This is a genomic window from Arthrobacter sp. zg-Y895, assembly GCF_020731025.1.
Classification (GTDB): Bacteria; Actinomycetota; Actinomycetes; order Actinomycetales; family Micrococcaceae; genus Arthrobacter_B.
The window spans coordinates 858,257-883,138 of record NZ_JAJFZY010000004.1 but is presented as its reverse complement, the minus strand read 5'-3'; the positions used below and the strand labels follow the sequence as shown (position 1 = coordinate 883,138).

Below are 24,882 nucleotides of genomic sequence, written 5' to 3'. Positions count from 1 at the left end.
CCCGCAGGAATCCAGACACAGGTCAAACCCGAAACGACAAAAGGTGATAGGCTCGAACTCCGTGGTGCAGCGATCAAATTCCAGGTTTCCCAAGTCGTCTTCTACGACCAAACACATCTTCGTCACCGGTGGCGTGGCGTCCTCACTTGGCAAGGGACTGACAGCGTCAAGTCTCGGCCATTTGTTGAGGTCGCGCGGCATAGCGGTGACCATGCAGAAGCTCGATCCGTATTTGAATGTGGATCCGGGCACAATGAACCCCTTCCAGCACGGCGAAGTCTTCGTGACCGACGACGGCGCCGAGACCGACCTCGACATCGGACACTACGAGCGGTTCCTTGATGAGAGCCTCGACGGCTCCGCCAACGTAACCACCGGCCAGGTGTACTCGACGGTCATCGCCAAGGAGCGCCGCGGCGAATACCTCGGCGACACGGTCCAGGTCATTCCTCACATCACCGACGAGATCAAGCGCCGGATGCGCCTGCCCTCCGAGGCGAAGAAGACCCCCGACGTCATCATCACCGAAATCGGCGGCACGGTGGGCGACATCGAGTCCCAGCCGTTCCTGGAAGCGGCCCGCCAGGTCCGCCAGGACATCGGCCGCAGCAACGTCTTCTTCCTGCATGTTTCCCTCGTGCCGTACATCGGCCCGTCGCAGGAACTGAAGACCAAGCCGACCCAGCACTCCGTGGCCGCCCTGCGGTCCATCGGCATCCAGCCGGACGCGATTGTCATCCGTTCGGACCGTCCGGTGCCCGATGCCATGCGCAACAAGATCGGTCGCATGTGCGACGTCGATGTTGATGCCGTCATCGGCTGCCCGGATGCCCCGAGCATCTACGACATCCCCAAGACCCTTCACTCCCAGGGCCTGGACGCGTACATCGTCCAGCACCTGGACCTGAAGTTCAAGGACGTCAACTGGACCAAGTGGGACCGCCTGCTTGAATCCGTGCACAACCCGAAGCACCACGTGGACATTGCCCTCGTGGGCAAGTACGTGGATCTGCCGGACGCCTACCTGTCGGTTACCGAAGCACTGCGTGCCGGCGGTTTCGCCAACAAGGCCAAGGTCAATATCCGCTGGGTGCCCTCGGATGACTGCGATACCCCCGAAGGTGCAGCCAAGGCCCTGGCCGGCGCGGACGCCATCTGCGTTCCCGGCGGCTTCGGTATCCGCGGCCTCGAGGGCAAGCTCGGCGCCCTGACCTACGCCCGTGAGAACAAGCTTCCGACGCTGGGCCTGTGCCTTGGCCTGCAGTGCATGGTCATTGAATACGCCCGCAACGTGGTTGGCCTGGAAGGCGCTTCCTCCTCCGAGTTCGAACCGGATACCCAGTACCCGGTTATCGCCACCATGGCCGAGCAGAAGGACATTGTTGCCGGCGGCGGCGACATGGGCGGCACCATGCGCCTGGGCCTGTGGGACGCGAAGCTGGAACCGGAATCCGTGGTTGCCAAGACCTACGGCAAGACGGAGGTGGCCGAGCGCCACCGCCACCGCTACGAGGTCAACAACCAGTACCGCGACCAGATTGCCGACGCAGGCCTGGTGTTCTCCGGAACCACCACTGACGGCGGCCTGGTGGAGTTCGTCGAGCTTCCGGCCGATGTGCACCCGTACTACGTGTCTACGCAGGCACACCCGGAGCTCAGCTCCCGTCCGACGCGTCCGCACCCGCTGTTCGCCGGACTCGTCAAGGCTGCCCTGGCCCACCAGAGCGGCAAGGCCTAGCCATGGCACCGGGGTTCGCCGACGAACAAAGCCCGCGCCCGCTGCTGGAATCGGAAACGGTTTACAGCGGTCCGGTGTGGGACGTGGTCAAGGAGAAATTCCTCCTGACCGACGACGGCGAACCCCTGGTCCGTGACTACATCGCCCACCCGGGGGCGGTGGCCATCCTGGCCATGAACGACGCCGGGCAGGTGCTGCTGATCAACCAGTACCGGCACCCGGTCCGGATGACCCTATGGGAAATCCCGGCCGGGCTGCTGGACGTGGACGGTGAAGACTTCCAGGTCGGCGCCGCACGCGAACTGGCCGAGGAAGCAGACCTGGAAGCCTCCGAGTGGCAGGTCCTCACGGACCTGTTCCTCTCACCCGGCTCCTCCCGGGAAGCCCTGCGCATCTACCTGGCCCGCGGCATCTCCGAGGTCCCGGAGGCACAGCGGCACACCAGGACCCATGAGGAAGCCGAAATTACTACCGCATGGGTGGATTTGGATGAGGCTGTGCAGGCAGCCCTGCAGGGACGCATGCACAGCCCTTCCGCAGTGGCCGCCGTCCTGGCCGCCGCCGTCGCCCGCGGCAACGGGTACCGCGACCTGCGGCCCGCCGACGCTCCGTGGCCCGAACACCACTCGCAGCACTCCTCCTGGGCCAACGGCCCCGTGCGCTAGGAACCACAATGCCCGGCGCTGATGCTGATGCCAGTTCTACGAATAACGACACCGTTGCCATTCGCCTGCACGGATCCCTGAACCCCACCCTCAAGCTGGACCTGGAATCGGAAGAGGCCCGCAGGCTGCGGGACGCAGACCTGGCCGAGCTGGACCGGACCGGATCCATGCAGCCGCCGCCCCGGAACCCGGCGGTCCCGGAGCCCGGGACCGAGGCCGAACCAAACCCGGCGCCCGCCCGCAAACCCCGAGCCGCATCCGCCCCCAAGCCTGCCACCCAGGCACGCTCCCGGGCTGCAACCATGATTTCGGCGGCTGAGGAACTGCGCTCCACGCCGGCCGGACGGGCCATCGGCAGCTATCTGCAGCACATGGCCGTTGAACGCGGGCTGGCGGTCAATACCCTCGATGCCTACCGCCGGGACCTGCTGCGGTACGCCCGCTTCCTGAGTGCCCGGGGAGTGGAGGATATTTCGCGGATCTCCCGCCACGACGTCACAGCGTTTGCCCAATCGATTTCCGAAGGCTCAGACGGTGCCTCCGCACTGAGCGTCCGCTCCGCTGCCCGCACCATCGTGGCGGTACGCGGACTGCACCGGTTCTGGGCGCTCGAAGGCATGACCGCCGCCGATCCGGCGTCGGACGTACACCCGCCCATGCCGGGCAAGCGGCTGCCCAAAGCGATCAGCGTCAATGAGGTCACGCGCATCCTGGAGGCTGTCAGCCTTGATACGCCCTCCGGGCTGCGGGACCGCGCCCTGCTGGAGTTCCTGTACTCCACCGGAGCGCGCATCAGCGAGGCCGTGGGTCTGGACGTCGATGACCTGTCGCTGGAGCGTATCCCGGCCAAGGGGCCGGATGTCGTGCGGCTGTTCGGCAAGGGCTCCAAGGAACGGCTGGTTCCGCTCGGTTCCTATGCCGCCCGAGCCCTGGACGAGTACCTGGTCCGCGGACGCCCGGCGGCCTCGGCCAAGGGCAAAGGGACACCTGCCCTCTTCCTGAATGCCCGCGGCGGACGGCTGTCCCGGCAAAGCGCCTGGACCATCTTGAAGAACGCCGCCGAGAAGGCCGATATCGGCCGGGATGTTTCGCCGCACACCCTGCGGCATTCGTTCGCCACGCACCTGCTCGAAGGCGGTGCGGATGTCCGCGTGGTCCAGGAGCTGCTCGGCCATGCCTCGGTGACCACTACGCAGGTCTATACGCTGGTGACGGCGGAAACACTGCGCGAGGTCTACGCCGCAGCCCACCCGCGGGCACTGTAGTGGAGTTCCGCGCCGCGCCGGTTGTCCTCTGCTTCCTGTTCCGGGAGACGCCGGACGGTCCGCAGGTGCTGATGGGATTGAAGAAGACCGGCTTCGGTCTCGGCCGGGTCGTGACCCTGGGCGGACACATCGAAGCCGGAGAAACCCCGGAGCAGGCCGCCGTGCGCGAGGTGGAGGAAGAATCCGGCGTCATAGTCGCGGAGAACGATCTGCAGCCGGCCGGGACCATCGAGTGGATTTTCCCGGCGCAGCCCGGCCTGGACATGTCCACCGTGCTGTTCCGTGCACTCCGTTGGAACGGCGAACCAGCGGAATCTGACGAGATCCTTCCGGCCTGGTATCCCGCCGGGGACATGCCCTACGCCAACATGTGGCCGGATTCGGCCCTCTGGATGCCCCGCTTTCTGGCCGGCGAATATTTCAACGCTGTCATCACTATCGCGGACGACAACGTCAACGTAGCCAGCGTCGTCTTTTCCTAGCAGGCGACCTCAAACCCGGTGTGGGAATGCGGGTTGTGGAGCAGTGCGGACTCGGAGAAGGGGACCGGGGATACGGCGACCCCAGGGAGGATCAGAGGCTCCGGCGCGGCGAGGCTCTGGATGGCGCCGGGCCCCCAATAAGGCGGCCGCGGGGAAGGCACAGGGGACCCCGGATAAGGCGGCTTTAATATTCTCCGCGAGCTCTGCGAGCGGGGAATTTCGTTGCCGCCGTTCCGGGGCCCCCGGCGGGGCCCCCGGCGGGGCCCTCGTTGGGGCCCCCGATGGTGCCCCGGCGCCGGCCCCCAACGGGACCCGGCGCCAGCCAAAAGGACGAAACCTACGGCAGGTGCCGCTCCTCGGCCCCGTTGTATTCGCTCAGCGGGCGGATCAGGGAGTTGGCTTCGAGCTGCTCCATGATGTGCGCCGTCCACCCGGTGATCCGGGCGGCCACGAACAGCGGTGTGAACGTCAGCGTGTCGAAGCCCATCAGGTGGTAGACCGGGCCGGCCGGGTAGTCCAGGTTCGGCAGGATGTTCTTGCGCTCACCCATGGCCGATTCCAGGGCCGTGTACAGCTCGCCCATGTCCGGACGGTCGTAGTACTTGACCATGTTGTCCAGGGCGGCCTTCATGGTCGGCACGCGGGAGTCGCCGTTCTTGTAGACCCGGTGGCCGAAGCCCATGATCTTCTTCTTCTCCGCCAGCGCCTCGTCCAGCCAGGCAGCCGCGTGGGCCGCGACGTCGCCGTCGGCCGCGCTCTCGGTGATCTCCGCGAACGTGTGCATTACTGCTTCGTTCGCGCCGCCGTGCAGCGGGCCCTTGAGCGCGCCGATGGCACCGGTCACGGCCGAGTGCAGGTCCGAAAGCGTGGAGGTGATGACGCGGGCGGTGAAGGTGGACGCGTTGAAGGAGTGCTCCGCGTACAGGATCATCGAGACGTTGAAGGCCTCCACAACCTCGGGGGCGGCTTCCTCGCCGAAGGTCATCCAGAGGAAGTTCGCGGAGTAGTCCAGGTCGTCGCGCGGTTCCACGACGTCCTCGCCGCGGCGGCGGCGCTGGTCGTAGGCGACGACGGCGGGCATTGCCGCGAAGAGGCTCACGGCCTTGTCCATGTTGGCCTGGACGGAGGAATCCCCGGCCTGCTCGTGGGACGCGCCCAGCACGGATGCCGCGGTACGGCAGACGTCCATCGGGTGGCAGGTCACGGGCAGCGCGTCAATGACGGCCTTCAGTTCGGGGGTGAGGGCGCGCTGGCTGCGTTCCCCTTCGGTGAATTCGGCCAGCTGTCCCTCGGTGGGAAGCTCGCCGTTCCACAGCAGATAGGCCACCTCTTCGAAACTGCAGCGGGCGGCGAGTTCCTGGACGGGATAGCCGCGGTACAGCAGGGAATTGGTTTCCGGGTTGACCTTGGAAACGCGGGTGGTGTCTACGAGTACCCCCGCCAGGCCCTTGTGGATCTGGGTGTCTGTCATTGGTGCTGACTCCTTCGTCGTGCAGGGAAATGCGGAGCGGGTCCTAGCGGGTGCCCGGAACCTGGAAGTTGAAAACGGACGTGTCGAACTGGTTGTACGCCTCATAATCCACCAGTTCGTACAAACGCGCACGCGTGAGCATATTGGGTACATCGGCCTGCTGGGTGCCGTGCGCCTTGATGGTCTCCAGCGTGCGTTCGGCGGCACCCATGGCGCTGCGCAGCAGGGTGACCGGGTAGATCACCATGTTCACGCCTGCCGAGGCCAGCTCGTCGTAGGTGAACAGGTCGCTCTTGCCGAACTCGGTCATGTTCGCCAGGATCGGCACGTCGACGGCGGCACGGATGGCCGCGAACTCCTTCAGGGACTTCATTGCCTCCGGGAAGATGGCGTCCGCTCCGGCGTCGACCAGGGCGCGGGCACGGTCCTGTGCCGCTTCCAGGCCGTCCACGGCGCGGATGTCGGTGCGGGCCATGATCAGGAAGTTCGGATCCCGGCGCGCATCGGCTGCTGCGCGGATGCGCTTGACCGCGGTATCGGTGTCCACCACGTTCTTGCCGTCCAGGTGCCCGCAGCGCTTGGGGTTGAACTGGTCCTCGATGTGGCAGCCGGCGAGGCCGGCGTTTTCGAGTTCCTGGATGGTGCGGGCCACGTTCATCGGTTCGCCGAAGCCGGTGTCTGCGTCCACGATGGCCGGGAGGTTCGTCATCCGGGCAATCTGTCCGGCGCGGGTGGCCACTTCGGTGAGCGTGGTCAGGCCGATGTCCGGCAGGCCCAGGTCATTGGCCAGGACGGCGCCGGAGATGTACACGCCGTCGAACCCTTTTTCCTCGATCAGGCGTGCCGAGAGCGGGTTGAAGGCGCCCGGGAACTGCTGCAGGGTGCCGGAGGCCAGTCCTTCGCGGAAGGCAATCCGCTTGGCCTCGGGGGTTACGGAGGAGTACAGCATTTAGAAGAGTCCCTTCGGTGCGGCGGCGGTGTCGATGACGCCCTCGGCAGCGGTGATGTTCAGCTGGTCCAGCTGGCCGGCGGCCAGTTCGGGCAGCCGCTGGACAGTGGTGAGGAAGCGGTCGATTTCCTCGGCGGAGACCAGGCCTTCGGCCAGGGTGCGGAACTTGTTGATGTACTGCTCGCGGGTGAACGGCTTGGCACCGAGCGGGTGGGCATCGGCGACGGCGATCTCGTCGGTGATGACGGTGCCGTCGGTCAGCACGATGGTCACCTTGCCGCCGAAGGCCTTTTCGCTGATGTCCAGCGAGTGGTAGCGGCGGGTCCATTCCGGATCCTCCACGGTGGTGACCTTGTGCCACAGCTCAACGGTGTCCGGGCGGCCGGCGCGTTCGGGGGAGTAGGAGTCCACGTGGTGCCAGGCGCCGTCCTGCAGGGCGACGGTGAAGATGTACGGGATCGAGTGGTCCAGGGTTTCGCGCGAGGCGGTGGGATCGTACTTCTGCGGATCGTTGGCGCCGGAGCCGATCACGTAGTGGGTGTGGTGCGAGGTGGCGATCAGGACGCTTTCCACGTTGGCCGCTTCCGCTGCCTCGGGGTGCTCGGCGTGGATCCTGCGGGCCAGGTCGATCCAGGCCTGGGCCTGGTATTCGGCGGAGTGTTCCTTGGTGTAGGTGTCCAGGATGGCCCGCTTTGCTTCGCCGTTTTCGGGCAGCGGCACTTCGTAGGCGGCGTCGGGGCCGTCCAGCAGCCAGGCAATGACGCCGTCTTCACCCTCGTAGATGGGGGTGGGGGAGGTCTGGCCGCGCATGGCCCGGTCCACGGCCTCGACGGCCATCTTGCCGGCGAACGCCGGAGCGTGTGCCTTCCAGGTGGAGATCTCGCCCTTGCGGGACTGGCGGGTGGCCGTGGTGGTGTGCAGGGCCTGGCCGACGGCCTGGAAGATGGTGTCGACGTCGAGCCCCAGCAGGGTGCCGATGCCGGCGGCTGCGGACGGGCCGAGGTGGGCCACGTGGTCGATCTTGTGCTTGTGGAGGCAGATGGCCTTGGCCAGGTTGACCTGGATTTCGTAGCCGGTGGCGATGCCGCGGATCAGGTCCCGGCCCGAGGCGCCGGTGTGCTGTGCGACGGCGAGGACGGGCGGGATGTTGTCTCCGGGGTGGGAGTACTCGGCGGCCAGGAAGGTGTCGTGGTAGTCCAGTTCGCGCACGGCCACGCCGTTGGCCCAGGCCGCCCATTCGGGGGAGGTCTTGGCGAGCACGCCGAACACGGAGGCGCCCTTGCCGTGGGCGGAGGGGGAGAAGGACAGTGCCTGGGCGCGGGCGGCGACAATCGGACCGCGGTTCAGGGATGCGACGGCCACGGAGGCGTTGTCGATGATGCGGTTGATGACCATGTCCGTGACGTCGTCAGTGACCTCGACGGGATCGGCGGCAACTTTGGCGATCTTGTAGGCCAGCTGGTCTTCGCGGGCCAGCTTTTCGTCGCTGCGGTAGACGCGTACTTTGTTCAGGTTCAAGGTGTTGTCCTTATCTCGGGGGTGGTGATCCGGGCGGATCGAAGGTGTTCAAGGCTTTTGTGCAGGTGGACCGATACCGAGGCGCTCGCCAGGTCCGGGTCGCCGGTTGCCACGGCGGCGGCGATGGTGGCGTGTTCGCCGGCGGTTTCCAGCAGCCGTTCGGGGTTGTCCTTGGCCAGGCGCCGTACCCGGGCCAGGTGCAGCCGGACGTTGCCCAGCGCCTGCGTGAGGTAGGAATTCGCGGCGGCGGTGTCGATGGCGGCGTCGAGTTCGGCCACCAGCTCGTAGTAGCCGCTGCGGTTCTGCCGGTCCGAGGTGCTGATGAGGCTGCCTGCCGCGCGGAAGCGGGACTGCAGCTCTTCAAAGACCACTGCCTGCCCGCGTACGGCTGCAAGGGCTGCGCTTTTGCATTCCAGTGCCTGGCGCAGTTCAAAGAGCTCGGCGACGGTGTCGAGGGAGATGCCGGTAACGACGACGCCGCGTCCGCTGTGCGGGGCGGCCAGGCCGTCCGCGGTCAGCCGGCTCAGTGCTTCCCGCAGGGGAGTGCGGGAAATACCGAGGCGTGCGGACTGCTCCACTTCGCCCAGGACGGTGCCCGGCGGGAGCCGCCACTCCACGATGTCCTGCCGCAGGGCGGCGTACGCACGGTCACTTGCCCGCATAGTGCGCCTCCTCACGACTGATAACTGCGTCACGTTACCCGTCAGTGTATACATGAGCTGGCTCATATGCGTACTGTGGAGCCACAGAAGGCACCCGGGAGGCGTCGCTGTATACACAATCGCCCTTGTGAGGCCCGCAGAGCATCAATTAGCATGGCGGGTCCCACTGGAATCAAGGAGGATTCATGGACGCGCAGAGCACCGGAGCCTACGAACGGGCGTATGCCCGCAGCAGCACCGATCCGGAAGGTTTCTGGCTGGGCGCCGCCGCCCTGGTGGACTGGGACACGCCGCCCGCCCGCGCCCTCGAGGACGCCAAGGCGCCGCTGTACTCCTGGTATCCGGAGGCGGAGCTCAATACCTCCTTCAACGCCCTGGACCGCCACGTGGCCGCCGGCCGCGGAGACACCGCGGCCCTGATCTATGACTCCGCCATGCTCGGCACCAGCCGCACCTATACCTACAGCCAGTTGCTCGCCGAGGTGGAACGCTTCGCCGGCGTGCTGCGCGGGCTCGGCGTCGGCCCCGGCGACCGCGTGATCATCTACCTGCCGATGATCCCCGAAGCCGTGATCGCGATGCTGGCCACCGCCCGGCTGGGCGCGGTCCACTCCGTGGTGTTCGGCGGATTCGCCCCGCGGGAGCTCGCGGCCCGGATCGACGACGCCGGTCCCACGGTCATCGTGACGGCCAGCGGCGGACTCGAACCCAAGCGCGCGGTTGAATACCTGCCGGCCGTCGCCGAGGCCCTGGAAACCGCCACGCACCGGGTGGCCGCCGTCGTCGTGGCCGAACGGACTGGCTTCACGGCTACCCGCGAGGAGTTTGACGGCACCGGCGGGGCGGCCTGGCATGACTGGAATGCGCTCGCCGCAGACGCCGTGCCCGCCGGGCCGGTCTCCGTGGCCGCCGCCGATCCGCTGTACATCCTCTACACCTCCGGCACCACGGGCTCGCCCAAGGGCGTGGTGCGGGACAACGGCTCCCACGCGGTGGCGATGGCCTGGTCCATGGAGAACATCTACGGGGTGGGACCGGGACAGGTGATGTGGACGGCTTCCGACGTCGGCTGGGTGGTGGGCCACTCCTACATCGTCTACGGGCCGTTGATCGCCGGCGCCACCACCGTGCTGTACGAGGGCAAGCCCGTGGGCACCCCGGACGCCGGTGCGTTCTGGCGGGTGGCCGCGGAGCACGGCGTCGACGTCCTGTTCACCGCGCCCACCGCGCTGCGGGCCATCCGCAAGGCCGACCCCGACGCCGTCGAACCGGGCCGTCACGATCTCTCCCGGCTGCGGCACCTCTTTGCCGCCGGCGAGCGCCTGGACCCGGCCACGCTGGAGTGGGCGGAGGCTGCGCTCGGGGTGCCGGTGATTGACCACTGGTGGCAGACCGAAACCGGCTGGGCCATCTGCGCCAACCCCGTGGGACTGGAGGAGCTGCCGGTCAAGGCCGGGTCACCCACCGTCCCGGTTCCCGGGTTTGCCGTGCGCGTGCTCGGGCCGGACGGGAAGCGGGTACCGGCGGGGACGGAGGGCAACATCGCCCTGGAACTGCCGCTCCCGCCGGGAACCCTGCAGACCCTCTGGGGCAGCGACGAACGCTACCGGGCGGCGTACCTGGAGGTTTTCGACGGCTACTACGCCACCGGGGACTCGGGCTACGTGGACGAGGACGGCTACGTGTTCGTGATGGGCCGTACCGACGACGTCATCAACGTCTCCGGCCACCGGCTCTCCACCGGTGCCATGGAACAGGCGGTGGGCTCCCATCCGGCCGTCGCCGAAGCCGCGGTAATCGGCATCGCCGATCCCGTGAAGGGCCAGCGCCCGTCCGGCTACGTGGTGTTGAAGGCAGGAGCGGAGATCGACGCCGACGTGCTGCGTGCCGAACTGGTCGAACGGGTGCGCTCGCAGATCGGCCCGGTGGCGGACTTCAAGGACGTCTACGTGGTGGACGCCCTGCCCAAGACCCGGTCCGGGAAGGTGCTGCGCAAGACCATGCGCCAGATCGCGGACGGCGTTCCGCACACCGTGCCCTCCACCATCGAGGATCCCGGTGTGCTGGCGGCCCTGACCGCGGTGCTGCGTCCGGTTCCCTAGGCCGGGGCTGAACGCCTCAGCGGCGCCAGCTGTACTCCAGCTCCGGCCGGCCCCGGGTGCCGTACCTCGGCGAGCGCAGCACCGACTGCTGGTCCGCCAGGTACTCCAGGTAGCGGCGGGTGGTGATCCGGGACATGGCCAGCGACTCTGCTGCCTCGGTGGCGGAGAGCGGTGCCCGGGCACCCTTGAGCAGATCCGCCACGGCCTCCAGCGTTTCCGCGGACAGGCCCTTGGGCAGCTGCCCCGTCACGGCAGGACGGAGGGCGGCAAAGGCGCTGTCCACCTCGCTTTGCGTGGTGGAGGCGGCCTGCTCGGTCATCCTGCGCCGGTACTCGGCGTAGGCGGTGAGCTTGGTGCTGAACGCCGAATACGTAAACGGCTTGATGAGGTATTGGACAATGCCGCCGGACATGGCGCTGCGCACCACCGCCAGGTCCCGGACCGCGGTGATGGCTATGACGTCCACGGGCAGTCCCGCCCCGCGGATCCGGCGCAGCAGGTCCAGCCCGTGCAGGTCAGGCAGGTTCATGTCCAACAGCACCAGGCCGATCTCCGCTTCGCTGCCGGGCGGCGCCGACTCGGCTGCCTTGAGCGCTTCCAGGGCTTCGGCGCCGGTGCGTGCGATACCCGCCAGCCGGAAGCCCGGCGCCCGGCGGACATACTCTGCGTGGGCCTCGGCGGGGATTTCCTCGTCCTCCACCACCAGCACGCCGACGTCGGGGGAGTGCCGGGTCACGATGCTGCCTCCGCCAGGGGGACCGGGACAGAGGGCGAATCCGGCAGGGGGAGTTCCACGCTGAAGCAGGCCCCCGGGCCGCCCAGCACCTGGATGCTTCCGTCCAGGCGCGTCACGGCCTGGCGGACCAATGCAAGCCCGATTCCGCGGCCGGACAGCACCCGTCCCTGCGGCAGCTCCTTCGTACTGAACCCCTGTTCGAATATATGTTCGATTATCTGGGGGTCCACGCCCGGACCGTCGTCCTGCACCTCGATGAGCAGCTGGCCGTCGCCGCTGCCCAGGTAGAGGCGCACGGAGTCCTCTGCGGCGTCGAAGGCGTTGTCCAGCAGATTGCCGATGATGGTCACCAGCTCCACCGGTTCCAGCCCGGCCCCGCTGAAGCGTCCTGTTTCCGGACCCACCGCTATGTCCAGCTCGATGCCGCGCTCGCGGGCCTGTGCCGCCTTGCCCATCAGCAGGGCGGTCACCGCCGGTTCCTCCACCACGGCCAGGACCTCGTCATTGAGTTGCTGTGACTGTTCCAGATCGGCAGTGGCAAACCGCAGGGCTTCGTCGCTGCGCCCCAGTTCGATCAGGGACGCCAGGGTGTGCACGCGGTTGGCGTGCTCGTGGGCCTGGGCGCTCAGGGCATCAGCGAGGGTCCGCATGGAGGCCAGCTCGCCGGTGAGGGATTCGACGTCGGTATGGTCCCGCAGCGTAGTGACCGTGCCGAACCGCCGGCTGTGCGGCCCTGCGGACACCGCTGCGGACTGGTTGACCACCAGGATGCGCTCGCCGGTGAGGTGGATTTCCTCCCGGGCGTCCCGGCCGGAGCGCAGGAGCGATGCCAGTGGTCCGGGAAGATCCGGCAGTTCCCGGCTCCGCACGGCGGTATCTGTCGGCGGCAGCCCCAGCAGGACGGCGGCTTCGTCGTTGTAGAGCACCAGCTGTCCCCGGTCATTGAGCAGCAGGAGCCCTTCACGCACCGAGTGCAGCGCCGAGTCGTAGAAGGCATACATGTGCGTCAGCTCCGCGGGACCGAGGCCGTGGGTGGCCCGGCGCAGATAGCGGCTGAGCAGGTATGACCCCACCGCTCCGGCAGCGAGCGCGGCGGCGTCGATGGCGAACAGTTCCGGCAGCCGTGCATCCCGGGCTATGGCCACCCGGTCCACCGTGATGCCGGCGGCGACGAGCGCGGTGACGTTGCCGGCGTCGTCGTACACGGGGGTGACGGCGCGGACCGAGGGTCCGAGCGTGCCCGTGTAGGTTTCCGTGAAGCTCTCCCCGGCCAGGGCAGGGTCGATGGACCCGATGTAGGGCTTGCCGATCTGGTCCGGGTTCCGATGGGTGAACCGCGTCCGGTCGGTATCCATGATGGTCAGGAAATCAACGCCCACGCGCTCCATCACCTCACGTGCGTAACTTTGGAGGACCTCGGGCTCCGGGGAATCGACGGCGGTGCGGACCGTGCTGCTGGCAGCCGCTGTCCCGGCCACTGCCAGCATCCGTAGACCGGTCTCCTCGCGGGTGTTCTCTTCCGCCTGCTGGTACAGGCCCCAGGCGATTCCGCCCGAGACGCACAGGATGAAGGCAAGCTGGGCCAGGAACAACCGGCCGGCCAGGCTGCCTCGATGCACTTTCGATCCTTTGGTTGCGAGTAGTTACACGGTGTAAGCGGTTCCACTGGGAACAGTATGAACACAAGGGTGACTGTGATCACATCACCCAACGAAGATGGAAGCCGACCAATTGCACAAGGAGTACCGCCATGGCAGCTGCCGCCAATCCGTATGCCGGTTCACAGAAGAGCCGGAAACCGGACAGAACCCATTTCCTCTACATTGCCGTCATTGCGGCGGTTGTGCTCGGTGCCGTTATCGGTCTCATGGCGCCGGAGTTCGCGAAATCCCTGAAGCCGCTCGGAACAGGGTTCATTAACCTCATCAAGATGATGATCGCTCCGGTCATCTTCTGCACCATTGTCCTAGGCATCGGATCAATCGCCAAAGCTGCCACCGTCGGCAAGGTCGGCGGCCTTGCACTGGGCTACTTCATCATCATGTCGACCTTCGCCCTGGCCATCGGCCTGGTCGTGGGCAACCTGATCCATCCCGGCGAAGGCCTGGACCTCCAGTCCGCGGGCGACGCTGCCCCCGCAGCACCGGAGGAGGGCGACGGCATGACCGGCTTCCTCCTCAGCATCATCCCCACCACGCTTCTGGCCTCCCTCACCGGCGAGTCCATTCTCCAGACCCTCTTCGTTGCCCTGCTCGTAGGCTTTGCCCTGCAGAAGATGGGCGCCGCAGGCGCCCCCGTGCTCAAGGGCATCGGCTACATCCAGGCCCTGGTCTTCCGCATCCTGATGATGATCATGTGGCTGGCACCCATCGGCGCGTTCGGTGCCATTGCAGCCGTCGTCGGCGAGACCGGCATCCAGGCGATCGTCAGCATGGCAACTCTGATGATTGCCTTCTACATCACCTGCATCCTCTTCATCGTGGTGATCCTGGGCGGACTGCTGAAGCTGGTCACCGGGTTCAGCATCTTCAAGCTCATGCGTTACCTGGGCCGTGAATACCTGCTGATCTTCTCCACCTCCTCCTCCGAGGTGGCCCTGCCGCGCCTGATCGCAAAGATGGAACACCTGGGCATTTCCAAGCCCGTGGTCGGCGTTACGGTGCCGACCGGTTATTCCTTCAACCTCGACGGAACCGCCATCTACCTGACCATGGCCGCACTGTTCGTGGCCTCGGCCATGGGCAAGCCGCTGGAGCTGGGCGAGCAGATCTCCCTGCTGGTCTTCATGATCGTCGCGTCCAAGGGCGCCGCGGGCGTCACCGGCGCCGGCCTCGCCACACTGGCCGGCGGCCTGCAGTCCCACCGCCCCGACCTGATCGAAGGCGTGGGCCTGATTGTCGGCATCGACCGCTTTATGTCCGAGGCCCGCGCCCTGACCAACTTCACCGGCAACGCCGTGGCCACCGTGCTCATTGGCACCTGGACCAAGGAAATCGACAAGGAGCAGGTCAAGGCGGTCCTCGACCGCGAACTGCCCTTCGACGAAGCGAGCATGAACGTCGACGCCGGCACGGACGAACCGCGCCAGACGGCGGAATCCGCCGAACTGGCCGCCACGGTTCCCGGCCCCGCCGGCAGTTCCGCAGTCGCCGGCACCGCCGGCGATCCGCGGCGCTAAGGACAGCGGCGCCGCAACACCCGCAGCAACTCAGAACGCGCCCCGCCCCGGAAGACACCGGGGCGGGGCGCGTTTTTGCGCGTGCTGCGGCGTCCGGCGGGAATCCGCGTGAGTGCATAATGGTCCTCGATGCCCGCTCTACGAAACGGTGGTCTTTCGATGACAGCACTTGGCCCCTATCTGCCGCGCGGGACATTGAGCAGCCAGGTGCAGCCGAGCCTCGACGCGGACGGCCTGGTGCTGCGGCCCTGGCGGGACGACGACGCCGCCGTGGTGGCGAAGGCGTACGGCGAGCCGGATATCTCCCGCTTCAACCGGCGGACGATGGCCACCGAAGCCGAAGCGCTCGAGTGGATCCGCCGCTGGGGTGCCCGCTGGCAGGAAGAATCCGGGGCCAACTGGGCCGTCTGCACCAGCGGCCGGAACGTGGTGGGGCGCGTGGCCCTCAGCCGCGTCAATCTGTACGAAGGCGATGCTGAACTGGGCTATTGGGTGCTGTCCGGGGATCGGGGGAAAGCCGTGGCATCACGGGCCGTTGACGCGCTGACACGCTGGGCGTTCGGCTCGGCAGGCCTCATGCGCCTCCAGCTTTCCCACTCGGTGCACAACCAGGCCTCCTGCGGCGTTGCCCGGAAGACCGGCTTCGCGTTGGAAGGAACCAAGCGCAGCGCCCTCAGGCATGCCGACGGCTGGCACGACATGCATCTGCATGCTGCCGTCCGCCCTCAAGGTTCGAGTTCTACTTGAGCGTCAAGGCTCGCCGGTCATCACGGCCCTGATTCGCGGGATGGCCGTGGCGCGGCTGTAACCTTGACAAAGACAGCCCGCAGCAAAGCTAGATACGGAAGCGTGGATTTATACGTGAGCAGCGAACAGGGTTCATCAACTCTGCAGGACGCAACCGGAGCCGAAACGGTGATGGGTCCAACCGGACGTCCCCTGACGGTATTCCCCGAGCCTCCCGTCCTCACGTCCCATGGTCCTGCCCGGATCATTGCGATGGTGAACCAGAAGGGCGGGGTCGGCAAGACCACCTCCACCATCAACCTCGGCGCAGCCCTCGCGGAAGCCGGCCGCCGCGTACTGCTGGTGGACTTTGATCCGCAGGGTGCCCTGTCCGCAGGGATGGGAGCCAACCCGCACGAACTGGACCTCACCGTCTACAACGTGCTGATGGACCGGAAGGTGGATATCCGCGAGGCGATCCACGAAACCTCCATCGAGAACATCCACCTGCTGCCGGCCAATATCGACCTTTCCGCAGCCGAGGTGCAGCTCGTGAACGAGGTAGCCCGCGAGCAGGTGCTCGAACGCGCCCTGCGCCGGGTGTCGGATGACTACGACGTCATCCTCATCGACTGCCAGCCTTCCCTGGGCCTGCTGACCGTCAACGCCCTGACCGCCGCGCACGGCGTGATCATCCCGCTGATCTGCGAGTTCTTCGCCCTGCGTGCGGTGGCCCTGCTGGTGGAGACCATCGAGAAGGTCCAGGACCGGCTCAACCCCAGCCTGCAGGTGGACGGCGTCCTGGCCACCATGTACGACGCCCGAACCCTGCACAGCCGTGAAGTGATTTCCCGCCTGGTGGAAGCCTTCGGGGACAAGGTCTTCGAAACGGTCATCAAGCGGACCATCAAGTTCGCCGACGCCACTGTGGCGGCCGAGCCGATCACCTCGTACGCCGGCAACCACCCGGGCGCCGACTCTTACCGCCGTCTCGCCAAGGAACTGATTGCCCGCGGCGGCGCGCCCTAAGCCGGCGCCCGCCCACCCGGCGGGGCCGGACGCCAGGGAGCCGGGACCGCAGGATCCGGCCTCCCGTGCCGGCTTCGAAGTCCGTCTGGCAAACTTCACCGGGCCCTTCGATGTCCTGCTGGGGCTGATTTCCAAGCACGAGCTGGACATTACCGAAATCGCCCTCGCTGCCGTCACCGATGAGTTCCTGGGCTACATCCGGGAGCTCTTCGGCACCGGACCCGAGGTGGCATTGGATGAGGCCAGCGAATTCCTGGTTATCGCCGCCACCCTCCTGGACCTCAAGGCTGCGCGCCTGCTTCCGGCCGGCGACGTGGAGGACGAGGAAGACGTCGCCCTGCTCGAGGCCCGCGACCTGCTGTTCGCGCGGCTGCTGCAGTACAAGGCGTTCCGCGAGATGGCCGCCCTGTTGGGGGACCGGCTGACGGACGAAGCACGGCGTTTCCCGCGGCAGGTATCCCTGGATCCGCACTTCGCGGCGATGCTTCCCGAGCTGGTCTGGCGGACCACGCCGCAGCAGTTCGCGGACCTTGCCGTCCGTGCCCTGCAGCCGCGGGAAGAGCTGCCTCCGACAGTGGGGCTTGAACACCTGCACGCACCCAAGACCAGCGTCCGGGAACAGGCCCTGATCCTCGCGGAACGGCTCGCTGCCGACGGCGCGGCCACCTTCGGGGCCCTGGTGTCCGACGCCGACGGTCCGGTGGCGGTGGCCCGGTTCCTCGCGCTGCTGGAAATGTTCCGTGACGGAGCCGTCAGCTTCGAACAGGTTGCCCCGCTAGGGGAGTTGCTCGTGACCTGGACCGGAGGGGCGGATCCGGCCGCCGGTGTTGCCCCCGGAGGAGATGAAGATGACCAGCAGCGCACCGGCGAAAACGGCGGGCCCACTGGCGCAACAGCCCAACACACAACCCTGGAAGGGGACCGGTCATGACGGCGGAACCTGGTTTTGGTCCCGGGAAAAGCGGCGGGGATGACGGCCGCGAAGACCTTGCAGCACTTCCCGGGGGAGTGAAGGCCGCTGTGGAGGCGGTGCTGATGGTGGTGGACGAACCCGCAGCCCCCGCGGTGCTGGCCTCGGTGATCGGCGTGCCGGAGCGGGAAGTGCTCGCGGCCCTCACGGAACTGCAGCGGGAGTATGACGGTTATACTGGGGATGGACCCGAGGGCGCACCGCGTGGTTTTGAACTCCGCGACGTAGCAGGCGGATGGCGGATTTTTTCCCGCGCTGACTATGCGCCCGTTGTGTCGAAGTTTGTACTGGAAGGCCAGAGTGCACGGCTGTCGCAGGCCGCACTGGAAACACTGGCGGTGATTGCCTATCGGCAGCCCGTCTCCCGGGCCCGGGTCTCCGCGATCCGGGGAGTAAACGTCGATTCGGTGGTCCGCACGCTGGTTCAGCGTGGATTGATCGTCGACGCCGGCACCGAACCGGAAACCGGTTCGCTGCTGTACCGGACAACGCCGTACTTTTTGGAACGGCTTGGTTTGGGCAGCCTCGACGAACTTCCACAGATTGCACCGCACCTGCCCGGGCTGGAAAACCTGGCCGAATATGAAGACACTACTTATTAACCGCTACACCCAAAGGACTTACTCATGACACCAGCACCCCGTTCCGGATCCGGCCGCAATACCCCTCGCGGCGGCGGACGCAGTGCCGGTGGCCCCGCCGGCGGCAAGAGCTACGGCCGCGGCTCCAAGCCCACCTCCAACCGCACCGGCGGACCCCGCTCGGCATCGGGCCTGAAGCCCGGTGAAGACCGCGCCAACGGTTACCGGCCCGTCAGCCCCGAGGCAGCCCGTCCCGAGAAGTTCAAGTCCGACGCCGTGAAGGCCTTCGGCTCGAGCCCGGACAAATCCGGCAAGACCGGTGCACCCCGGACCGGTGCCCCGAAGTCCGGTGCTCCCAAGTCGGGCGGCTTCAAGCCGGGCGGTTCCAAGTCCGGTGCCGGCAAGTTCGGCGGTCCCCAGCAGGGCCAGCGTAAGAGCGGCGACCGCGCCTTCCGCGGTGAGCGCTTCGGCCAGAACCTGGGCCCCGTACGCCGTTCCACCACCCGCCGCCCCGCGGCCCCGGTGATTTCCGAACAGCACAACCCCGAAGGCGTCCGCCTGCAGAAGGTCATGGCCAGCGCCGGCGTCGCCTCCCGCCGCGTGTGCGAGGAAATGATTGCCGAAGGCCGCGTCGAGGTTGACGGCCAGGTTGTCACCGAGCTCGGTGTCCGCGTCGACCCGGCGACGGTGGCCATCCACGTGGACGGCATGCGCCTGCAGCTGGATGAAACCCAGAAGTACTACGTGTTCAACAAGCCCCGCGGCGTCATCTCCACCATGGAAGACCCCGAAGGGCGTCCCTGCATCAGCGACTTCCTGAAGGCCACCAGCAAGAACGAGCGTTTGTTCCACGTTGGCCGGCTGGACAACGAAACCGAGGGCCTGCTGCTGCTGACCAATGACGGCGAGCTGACCAACCGGCTGACGCACCCCTCCTACGAAGTGCCCAAAACCTACCTGGTGCAGGTCCGCGGACCGATGAACCACGGCGTGGGCGCACAGATGCGGGAAGGCATCGAGCTGGAAGACGGTTTCCAGAAGGTTGATTCCTTCAAACTCGTCGACTCCACCCCGGGACACCTCCTGGTCGAGGTAGTCCTGCACTCGGGCCGCAACCGCATTGTGCGCCGGCTGTTCGACGCCGTCGGCCACCCGGTAGAGCGCCTCGTGCGCACCAAGATCGGCCCGATCAGCCTGGGCGACCAGCGCCAGGGCAGCATCCGCGTCCTCGGCCGCGGCGAGGTCGGACACCTGCTCGCCTCAGTAGGACTGTAGCCAATGGCCGCTGCCGCTGACGGGGGCACCCACCTGTCCGGATCCGTGCTGATTATCGGTACGGGACTATTGGGCACCAGTATCGGCCTCGGGCTTTCTGCCCGGGGTGTCGACGTGGTGCTCTCGGACCTGTCTCCCTCGACAGAGGCAGTGGCCCGCGACATCGGCGCCGGACGGCTGCTCAGTGACGCCGGTGAAGGCTTCGAGCCGGACCTTGTCGTCGTTGCTGCTCCTCCGGACGTTACCGCGGCCCTGGCCGCGGCAGCGCTGAAGGACTGGCCGGCCGCCGTCGTCGTCGATATTGCCAGCGTCAAGTCCGCCGTCCTGGCTGACCTGCGGGAGCGCGACGCCGACCTCAGCCGTTATGTGGGTACGCACCCGATGGCCGGCCGGGAGAAATCCGGGCCGGTAGCTGCACGGGCAGAACTGTTCAACGGCATGCCCTGGGTGATCTGCCCGCCGCAGGAAGCGGCCCCGGAAGCCGTGCGCCGCGCCGAGGCCCTTGCCTTCGACCTGGGGGCCGTGGTCTCCCGGATGTCCGCCGAGGAGCACGACGCGTCCGTGGCGCTGACCTCGCACCTGCCGCAGGTCATGGCTTCCCTGGTGGCGAGCAGGCTGCAGGAAACCCCGCCGCAGTCCCTTGCCCTGTCCGGCAACGGCCTGCGGGATGTGACCCGGATTGCCGCAAGCGATCCGAATCTCTGGGTGCAGATCCTCAGCGGAAACGCCGGGCGGCTGGTGCCGATCCTGCACGGGGTCCGCGAGGACCTGAACCGGCTGATCCGCACGCTCGAAGACCCGGTGGCGGACGGTGCGCGCCTGGACATGGCGCAGCTGATTGCCGAAGGCAACGCGGGGCAGGCCCGGATTCCGGGCAAGCACGGCGGACCGGCGCAGGCCTTTGTGTCCTTCACCGTCCTGGTGGATGACACGCCGGGCCAGATTGCCCGGCTGCTCACCGAAATCGGTGAGATCGGCGTGAACCTGGAGGACCTCCGGCTGGAGCACGCCTCCGGCCGGCAGGTGGGACGGGCGGAAATCTCCGTCCTGCCCGGCCGGGTGAATGACCTTGTTTCTGAATTAAGCGCCCGCGGGTGGAAGGTAGTGCAGTGAGTTCTAATGTGGATCCGGCCCAGTTCCGGCAGGGCAAGCCGCTGGTTGTGGCCATCGACGGACCGTCGGGTTCGGGCAAGTCCAGCATCAGCCGGGAAGTGGCCCGCCGCCTGCACGCCGCCTACCTCGACACCGGTGCCATGTACCGTGCGGTCACGCTCTCCTGCATGGAGGCCGGCATCGACCTGGCCGATTCGGTGGCCGTCGAGGCCGCCGCGGAAAACGCCGACATTGCCCTGAGCCTGTCTCCGGACGAGGAATGGGTGCGGGTCAGCGGCCGGGACGTCACCGACGCCATCCGCGAGCCCGCCGTGTCCTCCTCGGTCAGCGCCGTCGCCACCACCTTGGGTGCCCGGGCGGAATTGGTTCGACGCCAGCAGCAGCTGATTCGGGACTCGGGCCTGCGGATCGTGGCCGAGGGCCGGGACATCACCACCGTGGTGGCTCCGCATGCCGAGGTGCGGATCCTGCTCACCGCCAGCGAAGAAGCACGGCTCCGCCGCCGCGGCATCCAGCTGGGCGGCACGCAGACCGCCGCGGCGCTGAAGGAACAGGTCCTGGTCCGCGACGCGAAGGACTCCACCGTGGTGGAATTCCAGCAGGCCGCCGACGGCGTCGTCACCATCGATTCCTCCGACCTGGACTTCGAAGAGACGGTCTCGGCCGTACTCGAAGTGGTTTTCACCAGTACCCACTAGCTCCCTGCCGGGGGACCTAAGCACCAACTACGGGCACCCGCCCGTGTTTCAATGGGAGGAGGACATCCGGCGGCAACGCCGCAAGGTATCCTCCCTCACACTTACCGGGCTGAACGTCCGGCGACGGCCTGTACGCAGTGCTGCAGACCTCAACGGAAAGAAAGCAATTCAATGAACGGAAAACCTCTCAACGACGACACCGCCGGTGACGGGATCTCCACGGACGAGTACGTCCCGTCCGGAGAAGACCAGATCGACGAGCGCCTCGCGGCAATGGATGACGACGAGGCCGATATCCGCGCCCGTTCCCTCCGCGCCGGTCTCGACGACTACGAACTTGATGAAGAAGATGCCGCGCTGCTCGCCGGCGGCTTCGAAGAATACGACGAAGACGCACCCCTGCGCCAGGATCCGGTGGTCGCCATCGTGGGCCGCCCGAACGTGGGCAAGTCCACCCTGGTGAACCGTATCCTCGGCCGCCGTGAGGCCGTCGTGGAGGACACCCCCGGTGTGACCCGTGACCGGGTTACCTACCCCGCGACCTGGAACGGTGTGAACTTCACCCTGGTGGACACCGGCGGCTGGGAGCACGACGCCCGCGGCATCCACGCCCGGGTAGCCGACCAGGCCGAAATCGCCGTTGACCACGCCGACGCCGTCATGCTGGTGGTCGACGCGACCGTCGGTATCACCGCCACCGACGAGGCCGTGGTGCGGATGCTGCGCGGCAAGGGCAAGCCCGTCGTCGTCGTCGCCAACAAGGTGGACGATATCCAGAACGAAGCCGACGCTTCCTCCCTCTGGGGCCTGGGCTTCGGCGAGCCGTACCCGGTTTCCGCCCTGCATGGGCGCGGCACCGGTGACATGCTCGACGCCGTCCTGGACGTGCTGCCCGAGTACTCCGCCTACGGCGGACTGGACCGCTCCGGCGGCCCGCGCCGCATCGCCCTGATCGGCCGCCCGAACGTGGGCAAGTCCTCGCTGCTGAACAAGCTGGCCGGCTCCGAGCGTGTAGTCGTGGATGACACCGCGGGCACCACCCGTGACCCGGTGGATGAAATGATCGAACTCGGCGGCCGCACCTGGCGCTTCGTCGACACCGCCGGCATCCGCCGCCGCCAGCACATGGCACAGGGCGCCGACTTCTACGCCTCCCTGCGTACCCAGGCTGCCCTTGAGAAGGCCGAGGTCGCCGTCGTGCTCCTGGCCGTGGACGAGGTCCTCAGCGAGCAGGACGTCCGCATCCTGCAGCTGGCCATCGAATCCGGCCGCGCACTGGTCCTCGCCTTCAACAAGTGGGACCTGCTCGACGACGAGCGCCGCCGCTACCTCAAGATCGAGATCGAGCGGGACCTGGCCCACGTTGAATGGGCCCCGCACGTCAACATCTCGGCCAAGACCGGCTGGCACAAGGACCGTCTGGTTCCCGCACTGGATACTGCCCTGGAGAACTGGGATAAGCGCATCCCCACCGGAAAGCTCAACGCCTTCCTGGGCGAGCTTGTGGCAGCCCACCCGCACCCCGTGCGCGGCGGCAAGCAGCCCCGCATCCTCTTCGGTACGCAGGCTTCCTCGCGTCCGCCGAAGTTCGTGCTGTTCACCACCGGCTTCCTGGATCCCGGCTACCGCCGCTTCATCACCCGCCGGCTGCGTGAAACCTTCGGCTTCGAGGGCACGCCCATCGAGGTCAGCATGCGCGTCCGCGAGAAGCGCGGCAAGAACAGCAAGCGCTAAGTCTCTTGGCGTAAATCCCCGGTCCCGGTCCCTTTTGGGGGAGCGGGGCCGGGGTTTCTGTGTTTGAGGCCTGTTTCGGCGGGGCTGTGGAATCCGGTGCCCACCGCGCGGTGAATCGTTCATAGTGCAGCAGATGCTGTCCGACTGGTTCGCAGGCAGCATCTACTGCACTATGAAAACTCACGTTGCGCCGCCCGCGAGCCCCGATGCGGCGGAACGGCCGGTTGTGGTGTAAGGTATTTGAGGTGGTTCAGCCGGGAGGGATTCCGGAAGAACTGCGGGTTGTGGCGCAGCTTGGTAGCGCACTTGACTGGGGGTCAAGGGGTCGCAGGTTCAAATCCTGTCAACCCGACGGTAAGCCTGATGAAACGCGAGTTTCGTCAGGCTTTTGTCGTTAACTAGGGCGCCAGGCTGAGCCTGCCTCGAGACGGCGGTAGTTCCTAGTCACCACCCTCAAGGAAGCCGCCGTCGAGGACCCAGTTGTAGCGCAGCCTCAGTGCACGCTCGGTGCTCGCGGCCAGCGTTGCCAGCACCAGCGTTATGTTCGCCGATGCCGGAAGCTGGAACGGGCTGGAGAAGGTGCCGATGCTCTCCGCGACGGGCGGGAGCTGCATGATCTGCTCGACGATCTGCGGAACGCCGAGCACGAGCGCGACCACGAGTACGCTGGCCGATACGATGCCAACGGCACGGCTCAGCCCAGGGTTGGTCCGTTCCAGGCCGGCTCGCAGTCCTTCGGCCGAGGCAGGATCAGGTAGAAGCTGTCGCTCGTACCCGTCGGGCGTCACATAGTGGCAGCGTCTGAGCCCGTAGATGCTGACCTCGACCTCGATGACACCACCCGGCACCTCGAACACTGCCGGAAGTTTTGATCCGGCCTGGTTGACCCCGTTGCGGTAGAGCTGAGCGCGCACTTCGCCGTCCGCATCACCTCCGAGCCGGACGTCGACGGACCAGATCTCCGGTGCACCGTCCTCGCCGCTGAGCTGCAGATGAAAGAGCGACCGCGAGAACAGCTGCCACCATCGATAGCGCGGAAGCGTATGGCCGTCCCCGGGTTCCAGCGTCTCTTTGGGTGTCACTTGTCCCTCCCGGAATCGCTTCTTCGGAGCTGCCCTGCCGGCGCGGCTACGTTCCGCCGATGGAGATTCGATCCGGCCTTTCATGTGACTCAGACCCCGACGACGAAGGTGAGGGTGGCCCAGAACGAGACGGTGGCCACTGTCGTCCATATGACGATTGCCACACCTTGCCAGAGCAGCACCCAGCCACGGGGGGTTCCGCCCGCGATGAGGATCGCGGATGTGAACTGGGTCGGGATCGCGAGGGGACCGAGGATGCTCGCGCCGGGGACGCCGAAGCGGACGAGCCACTTCATGAAGCGCTGGCGCCCCTTTGATACGGGCTTGGCCGGCGCCGTCTCCTCGAACGCAGCGGACCCCTGGTAACCCGGGGAGGCCGGGACGCGCTCGGCGCTCCGGGCAGCCGAGACACGGTCCCTGTTGTGATTGGTTACCGCTGTGCGGGTCCGTGACGTGAAGAGCACCACGAAGACCACGCTCAGGAAATTGCCGACTGCGCCGGCGATACCGGCAACGATAGGGTGGAGGCCGCCGAGGATGCCGATGATGGAGGCCCCTTCGGTCTCGATGAACGGGACGGCCCCGGCGAGCATCACGATGAAGGGCCGGATGATCTCGGGCACTTGGGCCGCCAGTTCCTGGAAGTTGATGATCAGTTCCTGAATGGGGTTCATGGTTCGGCGCTTCTTTCTTATGTTTTATGCGGGTCGTGGATTCGTGCGATTCTCGAAACGGTCCAGCACAAACCGTGTTCCCAGGTCTGGGCTGGGCCGTACTGCTTCGCCTGCACCGGAGTCTTCAGATTCGCAGCGGCGGCGGGGTCTTCGCGTCGGTGGAAACCCCTGCCTCTCCGCCGGTTTCCGCCTAGCTGCTTGGGCCGGAGCGACTTCGATTGCGTAGGCGAAAAT

At 66.9% G+C, this 24,882-nt stretch carries 22 protein-coding genes and 1 tRNA gene; 15 read left to right on the top strand and 8 right to left on the bottom strand.

Annotation, left to right across the window (positions count from 1 at the left end; genetic code table 11):
* Nucleotides 1-43 precede the first annotated feature (43 nt).
* The 4 genes from LJ760_RS10885 to LJ760_RS10870 all read left to right on the top strand — a co-directional run bounded on the left by LJ760_RS10885 (nt 44) and on the right by LJ760_RS10870 (nt 4,150).
* A complete protein-coding gene (locus LJ760_RS10885; RefSeq protein WP_308036363.1) occupies nt 44-1,738 on the top strand; it encodes a CTP synthase in 1,695 nt (564 codons plus the stop codon).
* 2 nt (nt 1,739-1,740) lie between these two features.
* On the top strand, nt 1,741-2,403 hold the full coding sequence (locus LJ760_RS10880) for an NUDIX domain-containing protein (RefSeq protein ID WP_227922710.1): 663 nt from the start codon (nt 1,741-1,743) through the stop codon (nt 2,401-2,403).
* Nucleotides 2,404-2,705: 302 nt separating this feature from the next.
* A complete protein-coding gene (xerD, locus tag LJ760_RS10875; protein WP_227922815.1) occupies nt 2,706-3,668 on the top strand; it encodes a site-specific tyrosine recombinase XerD in 963 nt (320 codons plus the stop codon).
* Nucleotides 3,668-4,150 carry an 8-oxo-dGTP diphosphatase gene (locus LJ760_RS10870; protein WP_227922708.1) on the top strand — a complete coding sequence of 161 codons (483 nt, stop codon included), beginning with the start codon at nt 3,668-3,670 and terminating at the stop codon, nt 4,148-4,150. The genes xerD and LJ760_RS10870 overlap by 1 nt, the downstream gene beginning before the upstream one ends.
* A gap of 337 nt (nt 4,151-4,487) precedes the next feature.
* On the opposite strand, the gene LJ760_RS10865 is transcribed toward LJ760_RS10870, so the two are convergent.
* From LJ760_RS10865 to LJ760_RS10850, 4 genes are read right to left on the bottom strand one after another with little or no spacing between them, the layout of a single operon-like run.
* On the bottom strand, nt 4,488-5,621 hold the full coding sequence (locus LJ760_RS10865; protein ID WP_227922706.1) for a bifunctional 2-methylcitrate synthase/citrate synthase: 1,134 nt from the start codon (nt 5,619-5,621) through the stop codon (nt 4,488-4,490).
* Nucleotides 5,622-5,664: 43 nt separating this feature from the next.
* On the bottom strand, nt 5,665-6,570 hold the full coding sequence (gene prpB, locus LJ760_RS10860; RefSeq protein WP_227922703.1) for a methylisocitrate lyase: 906 nt from the start codon (nt 6,568-6,570) through the stop codon (nt 5,665-5,667).
* Nucleotides 6,571-8,088, bottom strand: coding sequence for an MmgE/PrpD family protein (locus LJ760_RS10855; RefSeq protein WP_227922700.1), 1,518 nt, complete (start codon nt 8,086-8,088; stop codon nt 6,571-6,573).
* Nucleotides 8,085-8,750 (bottom strand): GntR family transcriptional regulator, encoded by a 666-nt coding sequence (locus LJ760_RS10850; RefSeq protein ID WP_227922693.1) that lies wholly within the window; start codon nt 8,748-8,750, stop codon nt 8,085-8,087. Before LJ760_RS10850 ends, LJ760_RS10855 begins: the two co-directional genes overlap by 4 nt.
* 185 nt (nt 8,751-8,935) lie before the next feature.
* Here LJ760_RS10850 and LJ760_RS10845 point away from each other — a divergent pair, with 185 nt between their 5' ends.
* Nucleotides 8,936-10,852: an AMP-binding protein gene (locus LJ760_RS10845; RefSeq protein ID WP_227922691.1), complete on the top strand. Its 1,917-nt coding sequence runs from the start codon at nt 8,936-8,938 to the stop codon at nt 10,850-10,852.
* Between the two features lie 16 nt (nt 10,853-10,868).
* On the opposite strand, the gene LJ760_RS10840 is transcribed toward LJ760_RS10845, so the two are convergent.
* Together LJ760_RS10840 and LJ760_RS10835 are read right to left on the bottom strand one after the other, a co-directional pair.
* Nucleotides 10,869-11,588 carry a response regulator gene (locus tag LJ760_RS10840; RefSeq protein ID WP_227922689.1) on the bottom strand — a complete coding sequence of 240 codons (720 nt, stop codon included), beginning with the start codon at nt 11,586-11,588 and terminating at the stop codon, nt 10,869-10,871.
* Entirely contained in the window at nt 11,585-13,207 is a 1,623-nt protein-coding gene (locus tag LJ760_RS10835) for a sensor histidine kinase (protein ID WP_227922687.1), read from the bottom strand. The genes LJ760_RS10840 and LJ760_RS10835 overlap by 4 nt, the downstream gene beginning before the upstream one ends.
* Nucleotides 13,208-13,338: 131 nt before the next feature.
* On the opposite strand from LJ760_RS10835, the gene LJ760_RS10830 reads away from it, so the two are divergent.
* The 10 genes from LJ760_RS10830 to LJ760_RS10785 all read left to right on the top strand — a co-directional run bounded on the left by LJ760_RS10830 (nt 13,339) and on the right by LJ760_RS10785 (nt 23,244).
* The gene (locus LJ760_RS10830; RefSeq protein ID WP_227922685.1) at nt 13,339-14,766 is read left to right on the top strand and encodes a cation:dicarboxylate symporter family transporter; all 1,428 of its coding nucleotides are present in this window, start codon (nt 13,339-13,341) and stop codon (nt 14,764-14,766) included.
* Between the two features lie 159 nt (nt 14,767-14,925).
* On the top strand, nt 14,926-15,513 hold the full coding sequence (locus tag LJ760_RS10825) for a GNAT family N-acetyltransferase (protein WP_227922682.1): 588 nt from the start codon (nt 14,926-14,928) through the stop codon (nt 15,511-15,513).
* 114 nt (nt 15,514-15,627) lie between these two features.
* The gene (locus LJ760_RS10820) at nt 15,628-16,521 is read left to right on the top strand and encodes a ParA family protein (protein ID WP_227922680.1); all 894 of its coding nucleotides are present in this window, start codon (nt 15,628-15,630) and stop codon (nt 16,519-16,521) included.
* Nucleotides 16,499-17,452, top strand: coding sequence for a segregation and condensation protein A (locus LJ760_RS10815; protein WP_442860651.1), 954 nt, complete (start codon nt 16,499-16,501; stop codon nt 17,450-17,452). Before LJ760_RS10820 ends, LJ760_RS10815 begins: the two co-directional genes overlap by 23 nt.
* Nucleotides 17,449-18,093: an SMC-Scp complex subunit ScpB gene (scpB, locus tag LJ760_RS10810; RefSeq protein WP_227922678.1), complete on the top strand. Its 645-nt coding sequence runs from the start codon at nt 17,449-17,451 to the stop codon at nt 18,091-18,093. Before LJ760_RS10815 ends, scpB begins: the two co-directional genes overlap by 4 nt.
* Nucleotides 18,094-18,117: 24 nt before the next feature.
* Nucleotides 18,118-19,347, top strand: coding sequence for a pseudouridine synthase (locus LJ760_RS10805; protein ID WP_227922676.1), 1,230 nt, complete (start codon nt 18,118-18,120; stop codon nt 19,345-19,347).
* A 3-nt stretch (nt 19,348-19,350) separates the two neighbouring features.
* Entirely contained in the window at nt 19,351-20,460 is a 1,110-nt protein-coding gene (locus tag LJ760_RS10800; RefSeq protein ID WP_227922674.1) for a prephenate dehydrogenase, read from the top strand.
* Nucleotides 20,457-21,158, top strand: a complete 702-nt coding sequence (gene cmk / locus LJ760_RS10795; RefSeq protein ID WP_227922672.1) for a (d)CMP kinase — start codon at nt 20,457-20,459, stop codon at nt 21,156-21,158. The genes LJ760_RS10800 and cmk overlap by 4 nt, the downstream gene beginning before the upstream one ends.
* A 171-nt stretch (nt 21,159-21,329) precedes the next feature.
* Nucleotides 21,330-22,892, top strand: coding sequence for a ribosome biogenesis GTPase Der (der, locus tag LJ760_RS10790; protein ID WP_227922669.1), 1,563 nt, complete (start codon nt 21,330-21,332; stop codon nt 22,890-22,892).
* 278 nt (nt 22,893-23,170) lie between these two features.
* Nucleotides 23,171-23,244, top strand: a tRNA-Pro gene (locus tag LJ760_RS10785).
* A gap of 88 nt (nt 23,245-23,332) precedes the next feature.
* Here the strand turns inward: LJ760_RS10785 and LJ760_RS10780 are convergent.
* Together LJ760_RS10780 and LJ760_RS10775 are read right to left on the bottom strand one after the other, a co-directional pair.
* Nucleotides 23,333-23,974 carry a hypothetical protein gene (locus tag LJ760_RS10780; RefSeq protein WP_227922667.1) on the bottom strand — a complete coding sequence of 214 codons (642 nt, stop codon included), beginning with the start codon at nt 23,972-23,974 and terminating at the stop codon, nt 23,333-23,335.
* Between the two features lie 89 nt (nt 23,975-24,063).
* Nucleotides 24,064-24,648 carry a small multidrug efflux protein gene (locus LJ760_RS10775; RefSeq protein WP_227922665.1) on the bottom strand — a complete coding sequence of 195 codons (585 nt, stop codon included), beginning with the start codon at nt 24,646-24,648 and terminating at the stop codon, nt 24,064-24,066.
* Nucleotides 24,649-24,882 lie beyond the last annotated feature (234 nt).